The organism is Pedobacter sp. AC402 (genome assembly GCF_979252805.1).
The window spans coordinates 1,072,990-1,086,831 of sequence record NZ_CEEDAI010000009.1 but is presented as its reverse complement, the minus strand read 5'-3'; the positions used below and the strand labels follow the sequence as shown (position 1 = coordinate 1,086,831).

At 40.9% G+C, this 13,842-nt stretch carries 15 protein-coding genes; 10 read left to right on the top strand and 5 right to left on the bottom strand.

Translation table 11 applies throughout. From position 1 onward, the window contains the following. Positions 1 to 3: 3 nt before the first annotated feature. Both AC0IWE_RS15570 and AC0IWE_RS15565 read right to left on the bottom strand, forming a co-directional pair. On the bottom strand, positions 4 to 1,512 hold the full coding sequence (locus AC0IWE_RS15570; RefSeq protein ID WP_471793776.1) for a Y-family DNA polymerase: 1,509 nt from the start codon (positions 1,510 to 1,512) through the stop codon (positions 4 to 6). Between the two features lie 5 nt (positions 1,513 to 1,517). Beyond that, entirely contained in the window at positions 1,518 to 2,255 is a 738-nt protein-coding gene (locus AC0IWE_RS15565) for an ImuA family protein (protein WP_471793775.1), read from the bottom strand. 252 nt (positions 2,256 to 2,507) lie between these two features. Between AC0IWE_RS15565 and AC0IWE_RS15560 the strand changes: the two genes are divergently transcribed. From AC0IWE_RS15560 to xth, 8 genes are all read left to right on the top strand, one after another. Continuing rightward, a complete protein-coding gene (locus AC0IWE_RS15560; protein WP_471793774.1) occupies positions 2,508 to 3,140 on the top strand; it encodes a hypothetical protein in 633 nt (210 codons plus the stop codon). A 36-nt stretch (positions 3,141 to 3,176) separates the two neighbouring features. Next, positions 3,177 to 3,413: a hypothetical protein gene (locus tag AC0IWE_RS15555; protein WP_471793773.1), complete on the top strand. Its 237-nt coding sequence runs from the start codon at positions 3,177 to 3,179 to the stop codon at positions 3,411 to 3,413. 2 nt (positions 3,414 to 3,415) lie between these two features. Further along, positions 3,416 to 4,237: an SOS response-associated peptidase gene (locus AC0IWE_RS15550; RefSeq protein ID WP_471793772.1), complete on the top strand. Its 822-nt coding sequence runs from the start codon at positions 3,416 to 3,418 to the stop codon at positions 4,235 to 4,237. Between the two features lie 95 nt (positions 4,238 to 4,332). Then, positions 4,333 to 4,524, top strand: a complete 192-nt coding sequence (locus tag AC0IWE_RS15545) for a DUF3606 domain-containing protein (RefSeq protein WP_471793771.1) — start codon at positions 4,333 to 4,335, stop codon at positions 4,522 to 4,524. Beyond that, complete coding sequence (locus AC0IWE_RS15540) at positions 4,511 to 4,819, top strand: hypothetical protein (protein ID WP_471793770.1); 309 nt, start codon at positions 4,511 to 4,513, stop codon at positions 4,817 to 4,819. The genes AC0IWE_RS15545 and AC0IWE_RS15540 overlap by 14 nt, the downstream gene beginning before the upstream one ends. Positions 4,820 to 4,832: 13 nt before the next feature. Next, positions 4,833 to 5,126, top strand: coding sequence for a DUF3606 domain-containing protein (locus AC0IWE_RS15535; RefSeq protein ID WP_471793769.1), 294 nt, complete (start codon positions 4,833 to 4,835; stop codon positions 5,124 to 5,126). Positions 5,127 to 5,130: 4 nt separating this feature from the next. Next, the gene (locus AC0IWE_RS15530) at positions 5,131 to 5,904 is read left to right on the top strand and encodes a DNA-formamidopyrimidine glycosylase family protein (RefSeq protein ID WP_471793768.1); all 774 of its coding nucleotides are present in this window, start codon (positions 5,131 to 5,133) and stop codon (positions 5,902 to 5,904) included. Then, positions 5,901 to 6,671, top strand: a complete 771-nt coding sequence (gene xth / locus AC0IWE_RS15525; protein WP_471793767.1) for an exodeoxyribonuclease III — start codon at positions 5,901 to 5,903, stop codon at positions 6,669 to 6,671. Before AC0IWE_RS15530 ends, xth begins: the two co-directional genes overlap by 4 nt. Positions 6,672 to 6,691: 20 nt before the next feature. Here xth and AC0IWE_RS15520 read toward each other — a convergent pair whose 3' ends face one another. From AC0IWE_RS15520 to AC0IWE_RS15510, 3 genes are all read right to left on the bottom strand, one after another. Continuing rightward, positions 6,692 to 7,780, bottom strand: coding sequence for a sensor histidine kinase (locus AC0IWE_RS15520; RefSeq protein WP_471793766.1), 1,089 nt, complete (start codon positions 7,778 to 7,780; stop codon positions 6,692 to 6,694). A gap of 262 nt (positions 7,781 to 8,042) precedes the next feature. Then, positions 8,043 to 8,774 carry a LytR/AlgR family response regulator transcription factor gene (locus AC0IWE_RS15515; protein WP_316796386.1) on the bottom strand — a complete coding sequence of 244 codons (732 nt, stop codon included), beginning with the start codon at positions 8,772 to 8,774 and terminating at the stop codon, positions 8,043 to 8,045. 59 nt (positions 8,775 to 8,833) lie between these two features. Beyond that, on the bottom strand, positions 8,834 to 9,208 hold the full coding sequence (locus AC0IWE_RS15510; protein WP_471793765.1) for a helix-turn-helix domain-containing protein: 375 nt from the start codon (positions 9,206 to 9,208) through the stop codon (positions 8,834 to 8,836). Positions 9,209 to 9,848: 640 nt separating this feature from the next. Between AC0IWE_RS15510 and AC0IWE_RS15505 the strand changes: the two genes are divergently transcribed. Then, positions 9,849 to 10,598: a TlpA family protein disulfide reductase gene (locus tag AC0IWE_RS15505; protein WP_471793764.1), complete on the top strand. Its 750-nt coding sequence runs from the start codon at positions 9,849 to 9,851 to the stop codon at positions 10,596 to 10,598. A 1-nt stretch (position 10,599) separates the two neighbouring features. After that, complete coding sequence (locus AC0IWE_RS15500) at positions 10,600 to 13,827, top strand: SusC/RagA family TonB-linked outer membrane protein (RefSeq protein ID WP_471793763.1); 3,228 nt, start codon at positions 10,600 to 10,602, stop codon at positions 13,825 to 13,827. Positions 13,828 to 13,842 lie beyond the last annotated feature (15 nt).

The following is a 13,842-nucleotide window of genomic DNA, read 5'->3' as shown; positions in this document are numbered from 1 at the left end:
CCTTTAAGCAAAAAATCCATGAATAAACCACTTGTGTTTTTGTTCCCCACCATAGTGTCCGGAACGGAAAAGCCAGTAGCGGCATCCTTCTTCATCTTCTACCTGATAATAATCCCTATGCTCTCCCTTATCCATCCACCATTCGCGCTCAATCCGCTCGGGACCGTCTGCCTTTGAAACCAGGTGGCGGACGCCTTTATAAATAAAAAACTTTGGCGGATGATCCGGAATAAGCGCCATTACCTCAATAGGGGCGGGAACCTTAAGCATTTCGGTCGGCCGGGGCTTATCCGTTCGCCATGGATTTGAGGCCTTTTCTGTTACCGAAGCTGCCTTTGATATTGCACGTTCCGGCCAGTATCTCGTTGCAGGCAAAAAACGATGGATTGCTTGCGCACCAACCTTTCCGGCAACACGGTCCAGAAACCTGATCACACTATTATCATTCAGGCCGGGCTTGGATGACCACATTTCTTCCTGGGGCACATCGACATCCTCCACCTTTGGCGCATCAAGAACAAATAGTTCAATTCCCAGGGCTGGTCGGATCTGATCGATCTTTAACTGAAAAAGTTTGAATAGATGACTCACACTATGCGAAGCGCCACTGGTTCCAATGGAAACCTGCACAATTTTTCCATCGATACGGTATCCTGTCAACATTCCTGTTCGCAATCCCTTACCTTCAGATTGCATCCTGTTACACAGATTTTCAAGCATCTTTTGAATCGCTATCTCAATTGCAGTTTTGGTTTTGATCGGTTCCATGCAGGCTAGCCTTTCGCTAAATGCTACGGGAACCTTTAATGGAATAAGCGCTTCTGCTTCAGTTCCAATAGCCTGAGCCAGCCGCAATAAAAAATCTTCCCCGAATCGCCTTCGGAGCACCGATCTGGGCATCCCTATAAAGCTTTTTATCTGATAGAATCCCAGTTTACGAAGTTTCGCAAGAACTGTATCTTCCAGTCTTAACGCCTCAGGAGACAGACTGAGCAGAGCATCTACATGTTCGCCGGAAGGAATCAATGGCGTAACTTTACCAAACCGGGAAACGGCCCATGCAGCGCCGGGTGTATCGGCAATCGCTAAGCGTACGGTATAGCCCTTACTTTTCAACCTGCTGACAATTTCTTTCAGGTATTCTCGCTCTCCACCCCAAAGATGCGGACAGCCTGAAACGTCAAGTAACAGTCCGTCCATTCCAAATTCGTCAATGGATACAATGGGCGAATAGCGCACGCACCATTCGCCCAGTGCTCTTAGAAGGTTTTTTGCGCGGCCTTGTTTATCGTCCAGAACCTCGAGCCCCGGACATATGGCCTTCGCATCCGCTGCACGCATGCCGACCTCAACTCCAAAGCTAAATGCCAATGAATTTACTGCGGTTATCATCATCCGCCCATGGTCCGGCGCAGCAAAAACATAAGGCACCTCGGCCAGTTCAGGGCGGCGGATAAGCTGCCAGTCAGCCAGTAATTGGCGGAACCATATCGAAACAAAACGCCTTTGCATAATAGCTATCCAATTTGTCTGCCCTCCAGATCAGACCAAATCGGTTGATTACCGGTTTTCTTAATTTCTTCAAATTTTTCGCCTGCCCATTCCAGTATAAAGCTTCCCGGATTTCCATTACGGACTTTTAGCAGCTCAACCTGCCAGCGCGGGAATCCGATCCCGGGCAAGCCGTCATGCGTAACTGAAGGAAGCGGACTGACTTTCCATCTTGCTGTTGCCACGGTGCTCGCCTTTTTATTTCCGTCCTTGCGCAGGATAAATCCCGTAACACCACTGGTCTCAACCGCCAGCTGCAGCCTGCGGGATTCTATAAGACTCACATTGTTCAGTTCTGCCACAACCGCCGCAAGCCCCGCACATTTGATGGCCTCCTCTGTAATCCATAGCACATCCTTTTCGCTCTGAACATCCATAAAAATAATGCGCTCAGGCTCTACGTTAAATAAGCTCAAAGAAGCGGGGAAGAGATGCCGGGTTGTGCTTACCCAAACGCAGGCCGCACCATTTTCCATAAGGACGGAAAGTAGCCCGGCGATAAAGCCGTCACTGGCCGCCGAATGCTCCGGCTGAATTGTGATAAATTCATGAATTGCTTTTTTGGGAAAAACACCACCGGGAAATGAATTTTCAATCTCTCCCAGTCCGATGCGTTCGGCATTGTCTGTGCAATGGGGTTTAAACCCCTGCCATAACAGGATATCCTGTTGCAATTTCTGAAGTAATTCTTTTTTGGCATTCATGACTTACTGAGTTAAATACTATTATATTTAGTATTATAAAATTATACAACAAACATAAAGCTAAAAATGTTAGTAAAAAATGAATTGTGGAAAACATTCCTGTTTTGGTGGAAAGTTTGCATTCCTTACTGTGATGACCATCGTTGATAAAATAGATCTTAAAATCTTATTTATGGATAATAATTCTTAATCGATTTTATCCCATCATCCTGATTTTCAAAACCTATCTGCTCAAATAATTGTTGTTACAAAATGGACAGAAAAGAAGTAACGAGCCTAATTAGTGAATTAGAAAAAAGTGTCATCAGCTGGGCAAAAGCACATCGCAGTGAACTGATAACTGGTTGTATTTTCGGATTTTCCTTAACTGCAGCTTATCTGATTTTCTCAAAAAAACATTTTAAGTTGACTAAGCAGTTAAAACCATTGGAACCCGGACTGAATATGGAAAGATATATTTTTGAAATCCCAACCGACAGCGGGATAAAAGAGGCTGTCGTAGAGACTTCAGGAGAATGCTATGGGGTGACGCTCGATGGCAAATATCTCGGAAGTATGTGGCGTGATGAAAATCTGGGTCTTCAATGGGACACATTAGATGAAGAACTAGCGCCTCACGTCTGGGATATTGCGTCCAAGCTTTCAGAGGCTTTTTCCAGAAAGGGATATCCCTCACTATTAAAGGGCGCCTATCCCGAAATTGAGTCTACCCATTGGAAGAGCAGTGAAACCCTTGAGGTGATTATTTCAAAGGAAACAGATATGGAAGTCTTCACTACGTTCTTAAAAGATGAAGTCTTAAACCTGGTTGATTTCGAGGAGCACCTGGACCTGATGGTTAAGAAAGCCGATGATCCGTATTTTGTAATTATAGGCATCAACTAATCATTTCCTTTTTGGTTAACGATTTGTATTTTTAAGATGATGAAAATAGAAGAGGCATTTGAGATTGTCCTTCCCGATATTAAGATGACCGTTACCTCTCATCTGATCGGAGGCAGTGAAATATATAGGATCGAGTTCTCCGATGGAAGACCACCACTAAACGTAACCGAAGCAAATGGTTACAGGCCATTCTGGACATCTGTTCCGCAGGGAAGACAGGTAGAGGCCGAATTTTTTGGTAAAAAGATTGCTGAACATTTGAAAAATAAATAATTATGTGTTACTACAATGGTCAACGCGTTTCAAGGGCAGAGTTTATATCACTCCATCAGCTTGAAAAGGCAGTAAAGAATTATCAGTTTCTCGACAGGGCTGTTCATAATGGCTTTGCCTATTCACCTGTGGCGGTATTAAAAAGAGATGCTGAACAGACAAACTTTGATATCGTGCAGATGGAATGGGGTTTTCTGCCTCCCTACCTTAAGAACCGCGAGGCTGCAAAGAATTTCCGCAATGGGTATAAAGATGCTGCCGGTAAATGGCATATCGGATATACAACACTCAATGCAAAAGCTGAAAATCTTTTTTCAAATGAAAAAGGTGGTCCTTCGATTTATGCAAAGGCAGCCCGCGAGCGCAGATGCCTGGTGCTTTCAACGGGATTTTATGAGTGGCGCCATGTGTTTCCGAAGAACAAAAAAACAGGAGAGCCTTTGAAAACTGCCGTTAAGTATCCTTACTATATTTCTGTCAAAGACGAGGAATACTTCTACATGGCGGCAATTTATCAGGAGTGGACCGATCAGGAAACCGGGGAAATAGTTGAGACGGTCGCTGTCACTACCGCGCCGGCCAATCCGCTTATGGAACAGGTCCATAATTCCAAAAAACGCATGCCTACCATTTTAAATGATGAGCTGGCCTATGAATGGATGTTCGGGGATCTGAGCGATGAGCGGATTACCGAAATTGCATCCAGTCAGTTTCCTGCCAAACAGATGGATGCCTGCACGATTGCGAAAGAATTCTTGTCGACACTTGAGCCATCAACGCCCTTTATTTATGAAGACCTGCCCGCCATCGAGTACGCGATTTAATATGGATGATGCTTCCATAAGGCGCTTTTTGGGACTGATCGCTGAGATTTTAAAACCATTTTCAGTTGAGATGGGTTATATCATAAATTAATATTATGAGCGATAACAAACATAAACAGGACGGCAGAGAAGATTCAAAAGTTGATCTGAACGATGCAAGCGAAGTTGCTTATGCAGCAAAACAGGCCGGAGTAACTTCTGCTCAATATAAGGAACTGGCTAAAGCTTCGGGAAGTTCTTCAAGGGCGAAAATTGCCGAATATATTAAAACCCATGCCAAGGCGTAAGTCGGTAGATGTCTCACTTGATGGGCTTGCCGGGAAACTCGGAGCAGAGATCTTTAGTGAATCTCCGGGTTTTGTCTGTGTGCTCCCTCAGGATATCCATGAATCGATACTTGGAAGAGGTAATTCTGTTGCTGAAGCTGTAAACAACTGGGATGAAAAACTCAAGGCTCATCTCCGCAACAGTACCACCGGGGATCCTGTAGTGGATTATGTTCAAAAAATTCTAAGCAGTACAACGCCTGATCATGTTCAGTCCTTTTATGATCAGTTTTACCCGGTTAGAAAAAAACAGTAATCTAAATATAGTTATGGATAATCAGCAAAACAGTCAGCCAAAGTTTGGAAATGGAGTCGATAGCGACAGTAATTTAGAAAAATTCGCCACTTCTGATGATTGCCTCGACAGACATGAAACTGAAAGCGATCTTGATTCCCTGGAACCACAGGAGTTTGGGACAAATGACGGAGAGCTAAATGTAGATGATCCTAGGGAACTCCGCTATTGGGCTGAACAGTTTCAGATTAGTACGGGTGAGCTAAAATCCGCAGCGCTATTGCAGGGAAATTCCATTCGCGAAATCAAGAAATATCTATCCGCGTAGCGCCATGGCAGAATTACCAGATTTAACCGTATTTGCTCAGATACTAACCCGAAAGTTCAAAGGGCAGATTTTGGAAACGCTGGAAATTACGGAATCCAAAAAAATTAATGTCTCGGCCAAGGAAATAAAAAGAGCTTTGGAAGGAAGAGAACTTTTGGATGTTCAGCGTTCCGGAAAAACGCTTCAACTTATTTTCTCAGGTTCACAGGTTCTCGGTCTTCATTTAATGCTCAGGGGAGAACTTATCTCCATTGATCAGGATGAGCCGCCACGCTTCCAGATTCTAGGGTTTCATTTTGAAGGGGGCGATGCATTTGCATTGATCGATCTTCAAAAGCAGGCAACGCCCACCTTGAATCCTGAACCTATCGAAGTCCCTGATGCGCTTGAAATGGAAGAGGAATATTTTTTTGATTTACTGGCTAAAAAGAGAACATCGATAAAAACTTTGCTCATGGATCAGCATCTTGTTCGCGGGATAGGCAATTCCTATTCGGATGAGATACTTTATCATGCCGGAGTTTCTCCGTTTTCAATCGCCAAGGCCATTCCGAATAAAGCGGCAAAGCGATTGTACAAAAGCATAAAATCTGTCTTGAGCGGGGCAATATCAAAAATTGCAAAAGCAAATGGTGATGAGCTAAAAGGTGAGCTTCGTGATTTTATGTCGGTACATGGTACTGAATTAAAAAAGACAGCAAAAGGGGAAGAGATCTTATCTGAAAAAATTGGTGGGCGCAAAGCTTATTACACTAAATCGCAGGAAATTTTTAAATGATTCTGAGCACTTACAACATTAACGGTGTCAATGGCAGAATCGAAATTCTGCTCAAATGGTTAAAAGAGCGGTCGCCGGACGTTGTATGTTTACAGGAAATCAAATGCCAGGACAAGGATTTTCCTGCTAAAAAATTGATGGATGCTGGTTACCATTCCATATGGCAGGGACAGAAAAGCTGGAATGGAGTGGCAATCCTATCCAGGACAGAAATCAAAGAAACAAGGCGTGGCCTGCCCGGTGACCCGGATGATGACCATAGCAGATACATTGAAGCTTTCATTAATGGTCTTATTATAGGTTGCATTTACCTTCCCAACGGTAATCCTGCGCCGGGACCTAAATTTGACTATAAACTAAAATGGTTCAAGAGGCTGACGGCTCATTCTAAAAAACTGCTTTCGTTTAACCTTCCGACAGTTCTCATTGGTGATTACAATGTCATCCCAAGCAATCTCGACCTCTATAACCCCGAGAGGTTCAGGAATAATGCACTGTTCTTCCCCGAATCTAAAAAAGCATATAAGAAGCTTTTGGCACTGGGCTGGACCGATGCAATAAGAACCCTATATCCTGATGAAATTATCTATACTTTTTATGATTATCTTCGAAATGCATTCGCAAGAGATGCCGGTTTGCGACTGGATCATTTTCTGCTGTCTCCGGTTTTGTCGGAGAAGCTGACTGGTGGCGGTGTTGACAAACATGTTCGCGGTTGGCAGGGAACAAGTGATCATTGCCCGGTCTGGATTGAAATAAACCCGTAAAATATATTCTATCCAAAAGGTTAAACAGCTGGATTGATTTTTAAAATCATTGTGACATCAAAATAGTTTTCATCTCTTTTCCCGTATGATAATGAAAATCTATCACCGTATGCAAGGCTAAGTCGCTTTTCAATATTTTCCATCCCTTTATTAAATCCGGAATTGTGAATTTTTGTGTTGATTAAATTGGTAGTATGTATCGAAAGTTCTTTTTCACCCAGTTTTATCTCTAACCGTCCCGGCTGTGTTGGTTTTTGTAAATTTCCATGTTTGAGCATATTCTCCAACAATGTAATTACTACCAGTGGGATAAAGTGAAAATTCTTTACTTCCTCAGGAAAGAAAAGATCGATATACTGTTCCTTGTCTTTTCTGATTTTATTCAGTGAAATTAAATTATAGATCTGGTTAAGCTCTTCCTCTAACTTTGGAAAGTTTTCGCTCGATTCCCTTGTGTCTAAACTAAATCGCATAAGTTCCGCAAGGTTGAGGACTGCTTCGCCGGCATCTTCGTTAAACTTTCGGATGCTATCATATAAAAAACTCAGAGTATTGAACAAGAGGTGCGGGTTGATCTGGGCACGCAGATATTCATATTTGGCAATATTCAGTTCGTTCTGGATTTCCTTTGTTTTAAGTTCGTTTAAATATTCTTGTTTCTCAGATTGCTCGCGCCGAACCCGCTCATCTTTATATTCTAAAAACAGATAGTAAAAGCAGGATAGACCGATGAAGAAAAGGCCACGCCAAAGTGACTGAAAAAAGCTTTTATAATTATTTACCACTGTGACCAGGTCAAAGGCTTTTGGCGTATCAGCCAGGATATAGTTAAGTATTGATCTCACAATGACATAAAGGCCAATCTGAATGATCATCAAAAAAAATACTCTTGCCCAAGGATTATTCTTTTTGAAACTTCCCATTAACACCAAGTGAGCATTTGTGTAGAACAGGATAATGTTCAAGGTATAGTGAAGAAAATAATTGAGGGGCTTACCAAAAAAACCAATTGATAAACCAACTAACCCTATTTCTAAAATAATAAATGAAGTCCAGCCAATTAGGTGCAGTTTCTGGGTTTTTCCCCATTCAAAAATTTTCTTTGTCATGCTATAATTGCTTTTAGTGTAACCTCAATTTATCGCGGTGTAAAAACTTCTTTTACGCTTTAAAATGGGCCTAGTTTCAAAATAAAAAAGATGAAACAGACCCCTAAAAAATTGATTAAAAAAACAGTATTTGTTTTTAAATCGCAGCTAAAGATGCAAAAGATGTCAACGGATCCAACTAATTCAAGTATTATCATTATTTCCAATGAGACCCTAGTTAGTCCACGTTAATGCCCTTTTAAAAACTGAAAAAAATTTAAGACTACCGGCCGGATCTTAATGTTTTTCTTTCTAAAAATTCGTTTATGCTTTCCTTATAGTTGTTTCCCATTGGTACTACATATGAACCCAACCGCAGGGTATTTCCAATAACTTTTTCAACTTTTTCCGCATTCACAAAAAAAGATCGATGAACCCTGTAGAAAAGTGTTCCCCAAAAATCTTTTTCTACCTCTTTCATGGTCAGGTATACCACGTACTTGGTCTCCTCCGTTACGATTTTAATGTAGTTTTTTTCGCTTTCAAAAAATAAGATCTTAGATATTTTGATTCGCAGTCGCTGACCTCTATCGCCGATACTGACGAAAAAATATTTTTTGGCTGCTTGCTTAGCTTTTTCAATCTTTTTGGTTTCCCCATCTAAAATATCCCAAACAGTCTTTATGAATTTTGGCTTTGAAATTGGTTTTACCAAATATCGGGAAGCGTCTACCTCGAATGCTTCAATAGCATATTTTGTGAAAGCAGTTGTAAAAACGATAAAGCGAGCTCTGTTTACCAACTTTTTCGCCAACTCAATCCCAGTGATTTCGGGCATGTCTATATCAAGGAAGATGAAATCTATTTTATCCTTTATACTGATTTGAGAAAGTGCAGTTAATGGGTCAAGATAGGTCTTAACCAGTTCTAGGTTTGGGTTGGTCTCAATGTAGTCTGAAAGAATTGAGATTGAATGTTTTTCATCGTCTATAACGACGCAACGAAGTTGTTCCATATGTCAAAGTTTAGGGTGATCGCAAATATGATCCCTCAACTACTCTGCATATCCAAAAATTAACTTTTCTCTTTCGGTTCGATTTTGATCACATCCGTAGTTTTCTTTTGTGACAGGGAACCATCTTTGTTAATTTTATTTGTCCTGCTTAAAGTCAATATGACCATGTCATACTTTGGCTGCTCTAAGGGGAGGATATCTTGTATTGTGCAATTGAGAGCGCTCGCTAACAAGTTTATATGTCTAATGCTATATTTAGCACGTTCTGTAAATGTTTCTACCTTTGAAATAAATCCATCAGCTAATTTCATTTTCTGAGTTAGCTGAAGCTGAGTCATCCCATTAGCAATTCTTAAAGTCCTGACTCTTTCAATCAACAGGAAATCTAACTGCGAGATTTCAATAAAAATTAACTCATCTTCAGGTGATATCATTTACATCCGCAAGTGACTGATTTTGATGATTTAAGTCAACTCCACTTGTGGATTTGGTTAATCTTTTGTATCTTAGCTTTAACAAAATTAACGATATAGAAAAACAATAGAACATAACTTCCATTAATTTGGATTGAGTAATTACTGAAAGAACTTGTGGTGAAAAGTAGGACGTTCGAACACGAGAGGTAGGTAAAACTCAATTCCTATGCTATCTTTGTGTAGCATACGGATTTGGGTCGCCTGCTTTATTTGAGTTCGGCCGCTGAAAGGCGGTGGTGGTCCTACACCTTCACTTCAAATAAAGCGTAAAGGCGGCCCTTTTCCGTTTAACTTTCGGTTAACATAGATTAGCCATGAAAGCATTCGAAATCATCATTTCTTTAAATTTCAGCAACACGTGCTATTTCCTTGCCTACTTTTTAGGCCCTCAAATCTCTGTTTTTTATACTCTCGGATGGACATTCATCATCCTAATTAGCCTGGTTATCTGTTCTCCCGAATAAGATGCCAGGCTAAGGCAGGTCACCTTAATGGTTAATGATGAAAATAGGTTCTTTTAATAATGGACCTGCCTTAGTTTTCTAATAATTGAGAAATCCTCATTTAATTTCCTGATCAACTAACCAAACTAACAACAATGAAAAAAACGATAAATTTTATCGCTAGGGCTTTGCCATGCATTTTTTTATGGAAAAATGTTTTGCCGAATCTTTTGTTCAGCAGAAGGGGTAATCGCCAAGTTTCCGAAACCATAGTGCTCACTCAATCACATGCAGATTTGGTCAAATCACTAGCCGCCCTGTCGCTGAGGGAATTAAACTTAGCATTCATTAAAAGAAAGGTAATTCTACGTGTTGTATGCGCAATATTACTATGTCCATTCACACTATCTGCCCAGAAAAAGAATATCTCTAAAGCTCCAATGATAGGTGATAAGATCCCTGACATTACAATCACTAAAATTTCTAACTATAAAGTTGATGCAATTGAATTCTCTCAGTTAAGGGGTAAGGCAGTCATTTTAGATTTTTGGGCAACATATTGTTCTGCATGCATCAAGGAATTTCCGAAGATGGACGAATTCCAGAAAAGGTATGCCAAACACCTTCAGATTTTTTTAATGAATGCTTACCCTAAAGATGATGAAAACATCTTGAAGGATTTTTTGATCCAGGAAAGGGTTAGCATAAAAAATTTTGTTTTGCCGATCGTGAAAAGCGATAGCTTAATAAGAGAGATCTTCCCTATAAAAAGTATGCCTCACTATATCTGGATAGGAGCAGATGGAAGGGTCAAAGCTATCACTAGGGCTGATCAGGTAACGGCCCCAAATATTGAACGTTTAATTGCCGGACTAACATTAAATCTACAATCTAAAAAAGATTAAAATGAAATTTAATTATAATGACAGAGAACATACAAGATGGAATTTTTTCCTATTTACAATGGCAGCATTGTTAATTATCCTATCTGCCTTTACCGCCATGGCACAAGCAACTAAAGAAATTCATGGCAAGGTCACCGATCTCGATGGTAAAAGCATTACGGTCACAATTAGGACAAAAAGAGGCGCTGTGCTCGCAAACGCTGACGGAACTTTTTCGATCAAGAACTTGAACTTGGGGGATACCCTTCGATTCACCTCAACTGGCTATAAAAGTATCACAAGAATTTATGAGCAAACAAATGGCTTTATGACTATAAAAATGACTGAGGAAATCCAGCAATTGGACGAAGTAGTAATTCAGACTGGTTACCAGACATCCAAACCCAATGAAATCAATGGAACTATTTCAGTGATTAATGAAAAGCAAATAAATGCCCGCACAGGGACAAATATACTAGATAGGATCATTGGACAGAGCAGTGGGCTGCTTTTGCAAACCGGAAAAAATAACGGCAATCCACAAAATAGTACCAACATTACCATCCGAGGCCTTGGAACCATTGATGGGCCTCTGGATCCATTAATTATTCTTGATGGTTTTATTTACGAAGGGGACATTGTAAACATAAATCCCAACGACATAGAGAATATTTCAATTTTGAAAGATGCGGCTGCTGCCTCGATATGGGGCTCAAGGGCTGGAAACGGGGTGATTGTTTTAACTACGAAAAAGGGAAAGCCAAATCAACCCATGCAGGTTTCCATTAATCCCACGGTGATCATCCAGTCAATCCCCAATCTCAAATCTCTCCGGGAGATGAACAACAATGATTATATTGCTGTAGAAAAACAGCTTTTCGATTTAGGGTATTTTAACGATCGCATCACTACAACTCCATGGCTGGCCCTTACTCCTGCTGTTGAGGTGTTCCTGGCTCAGCGAAACGGACAAATCACTCAAGCAAATGCCGCCGACCAGATTCAAAGCCTACAAAAAAACAGTTCGCAGCAATCCTATCTGGATAATTTCTATACCCATGCGATCACCCAGCAATATAACCTTAGTTTTAGAGGTGGAAGCGAAAGGAACACGTACGTCCTTTCAGCAGCATATGACCGGATAAAAGGAGAGACCTACAATACCAGCGATAAGATTAACCTTCACTTGTCGAATGATTTCAAACTGCTGAAAGATCTTGATTTAAGTTCAAATATTTATTTTACAAACCTCAATAGTAAAACTGGGAGACCAGGCTATAATTCATTAACCATAGGGGGACGTTACCCGACTTATCTGGACCTCAGTTCCCAAACGAGTTTAGCAACCTTATACCGTTCGGCGTATACAGATACTTTAGCGAAAGGTAGGCTTCTAGACTGGAAATACTATCCACTTGATGATTATAAACACGACTATTTTAAAAGAAGTTCACAGGAGATTTTCGCAAACCTAAGCTTGAAATATAAAATTTCTGATGCCCTGAATTTTACGGTTAGCTACCAAAACCAGCGCCAGAGAATCACCCAGGACCATTTGTCCGATGTTAACAGTTTTGCTGCCAGGGACCTGGTAAATACATTTACCCGGTATAATGCGGTAACTGGAATTATTACCCGTCCAGTTCCCTTAGGTGGGATTCTATCTTCAGAGGAATCTAACGTGAACTCCCAGACTGGAAGAACACAGCTCAATTATAATAGGATTTATGGTGTACACAGTATAACTGCAATAGCTGGTGCTGAACTGCGCACCTCAAGTACCTCCGGAAATGCGACACGGCGAATGGGTTACCTGGAAGACCCACTTTATACTACGCTGGTAGACCCAATTGGATATTATCCAGAATATTTAACTGGTAATTCTAGTCAGATAGGAGGGGCAAATACATTGACAAGGACTGAATATCGGTTTATCAGCCTTTATGCAAACCTTGCTTATAGCTATAAAGGGAAATATGTTTTCTCAGGAAGTATAAGACGAGATGGTTCAAATATTTTCGGGGCAAATACAAATGATAAATGGAAACCGCTCTGGTCCGCTGGCCTGGGATGGAATATCTCGCAAGAACCCTTTTATAATCTGGAAGGGTTGCCGGCCTTGAAACTGACAGGAACATTCGGCTATAGTGGCAACGTAGATTTGACCAAGACGGCCCTGCCAATCGGAGGTTACGCCACTAATACTATTACAGGCTTTCCTATTACCAGGATTAATGTGATCAATAACCCCGACCTGAAATGGGAACAACTTTCCCAGCTAAACGTAAAGCTGGACTTTGAACTTAGGAAACAGGCTTTAACCGGATCCTTTTCCTGGTATATTAAAAACGGAACCGATCTATACGGTTCAGCAAGCTTTGATTATACGGCATGGGGAGGCAGGGATGTTATCGTCATGAATGTAGCGGACATGAATGGAAAGGGTTTTGATTTGGATCTGCATAGCAAAAACTTTAAAGGGACCAAGTTTAGCTGGGGAACAGATCTTTATTTCAGCTATAATTTGAGTAAGACCAGAAAGTATTACAGAAATGCCTCCTCAAGTATATACGCATTACTCTCTGGTAATAATGTGATAAGTCCTCTTGAGGGATATCCGCTGTATTCTGTTGCCGCCTATAAGTGGGGTGGGCTTGATGCGAATGGCAATCCACAGGGATATCTTAACGGGCAGTTGAGTACAAACTATAGTGCAATAATTACCGAGGCTTCAAGTAGTGGAAATAACATGGTTTATATGGGGCCATCAAGTCCGGTCTATTTTGGATCATTGATCAATACATTCTCTTTCAAAGGATTGAGCCTGTCCTTTAACATGAATTTTAAGCTTGGTTATAAGGTTAGAAAGCCTTCAATTGTATATTCTAATCTCATTGCCTATGGAGCCGGCCACTCAGATTTTACCAGTAGGTGGCAGAAGCCTGGAGATGAAGAGTTTACAACTGTTCCCTCTTTCACTTATCCGGCATCTACTTTGAGAGATGCTTTCTATTCTGCATCAGAAGTAAATATAATTTCCGGAAATCATATCCGACTGGATTACATCAGGCTCGGATATTCTTTCAATACATCTCAATGGAAATTTCCATTCCGGAGTCTTGAGGTTTTCTCCGGCGTTCAGAACGTTGGGATATTATGGAAAGAAAATAAATCTGGTTACGACCCTGATTACTTTGCTGTGATTCCACCATCCAGACAAATAAATTTTGGAATCAGGGGTACATTTTAACACAAAATAATTTAA

Bases quoted from the DNA above. Each gene is read 5' to 3' on its own strand.
- AC0IWE_RS15570 (WP_471793776.1), bottom strand. From the start codon at position 1,512: ATGCAAAGGCGTTTTGTTTCGATATGGTTCCGCCAATTACTGGCTGAC.
- AC0IWE_RS15565 (WP_471793775.1), bottom strand. From the start codon at position 2,255: ATGAATGCCAAAAAAGAATTACTTCAGAAATTGCAACAGGATATCCTG.
- AC0IWE_RS15560 (WP_471793774.1), top strand. From the start codon at position 2,508: ATGGACAGAAAAGAAGTAACGAGCCTAATTAGTGAATTAGAAAAAAGT.
- AC0IWE_RS15555 (WP_471793773.1), top strand. From the start codon at position 3,177: ATGATGAAAATAGAAGAGGCATTTGAGATTGTCCTTCCCGATATTAAG.
- AC0IWE_RS15550 (WP_471793772.1), top strand. From the start codon at position 3,416: ATGTGTTACTACAATGGTCAACGCGTTTCAAGGGCAGAGTTTATATCA.
- AC0IWE_RS15545 (WP_471793771.1), top strand. From the start codon at position 4,333: ATGAGCGATAACAAACATAAACAGGACGGCAGAGAAGATTCAAAAGTT.
- AC0IWE_RS15540 (WP_471793770.1), top strand. From the start codon at position 4,511: ATGCCAAGGCGTAAGTCGGTAGATGTCTCACTTGATGGGCTTGCCGGG.
- AC0IWE_RS15535 (WP_471793769.1), top strand. From the start codon at position 4,833: ATGGATAATCAGCAAAACAGTCAGCCAAAGTTTGGAAATGGAGTCGAT.
- AC0IWE_RS15530 (WP_471793768.1), top strand. From the start codon at position 5,131: ATGGCAGAATTACCAGATTTAACCGTATTTGCTCAGATACTAACCCGA.
- xth (WP_471793767.1), top strand. From the start codon at position 5,901: ATGATTCTGAGCACTTACAACATTAACGGTGTCAATGGCAGAATCGAA.
- AC0IWE_RS15520 (WP_471793766.1), bottom strand. From the start codon at position 7,780: ATGACAAAGAAAATTTTTGAATGGGGAAAAACCCAGAAACTGCACCTA.
- AC0IWE_RS15515 (WP_316796386.1), bottom strand. From the start codon at position 8,774: ATGGAACAACTTCGTTGCGTCGTTATAGACGATGAAAAACATTCAATC.
- AC0IWE_RS15510 (WP_471793765.1), bottom strand. From the start codon at position 9,208: ATGATATCACCTGAAGATGAGTTAATTTTTATTGAAATCTCGCAGTTA.
- AC0IWE_RS15505 (WP_471793764.1), top strand. From the start codon at position 9,849: ATGAAAAAAACGATAAATTTTATCGCTAGGGCTTTGCCATGCATTTTT.
- AC0IWE_RS15500 (WP_471793763.1), top strand. From the start codon at position 10,600: ATGAAATTTAATTATAATGACAGAGAACATACAAGATGGAATTTTTTC.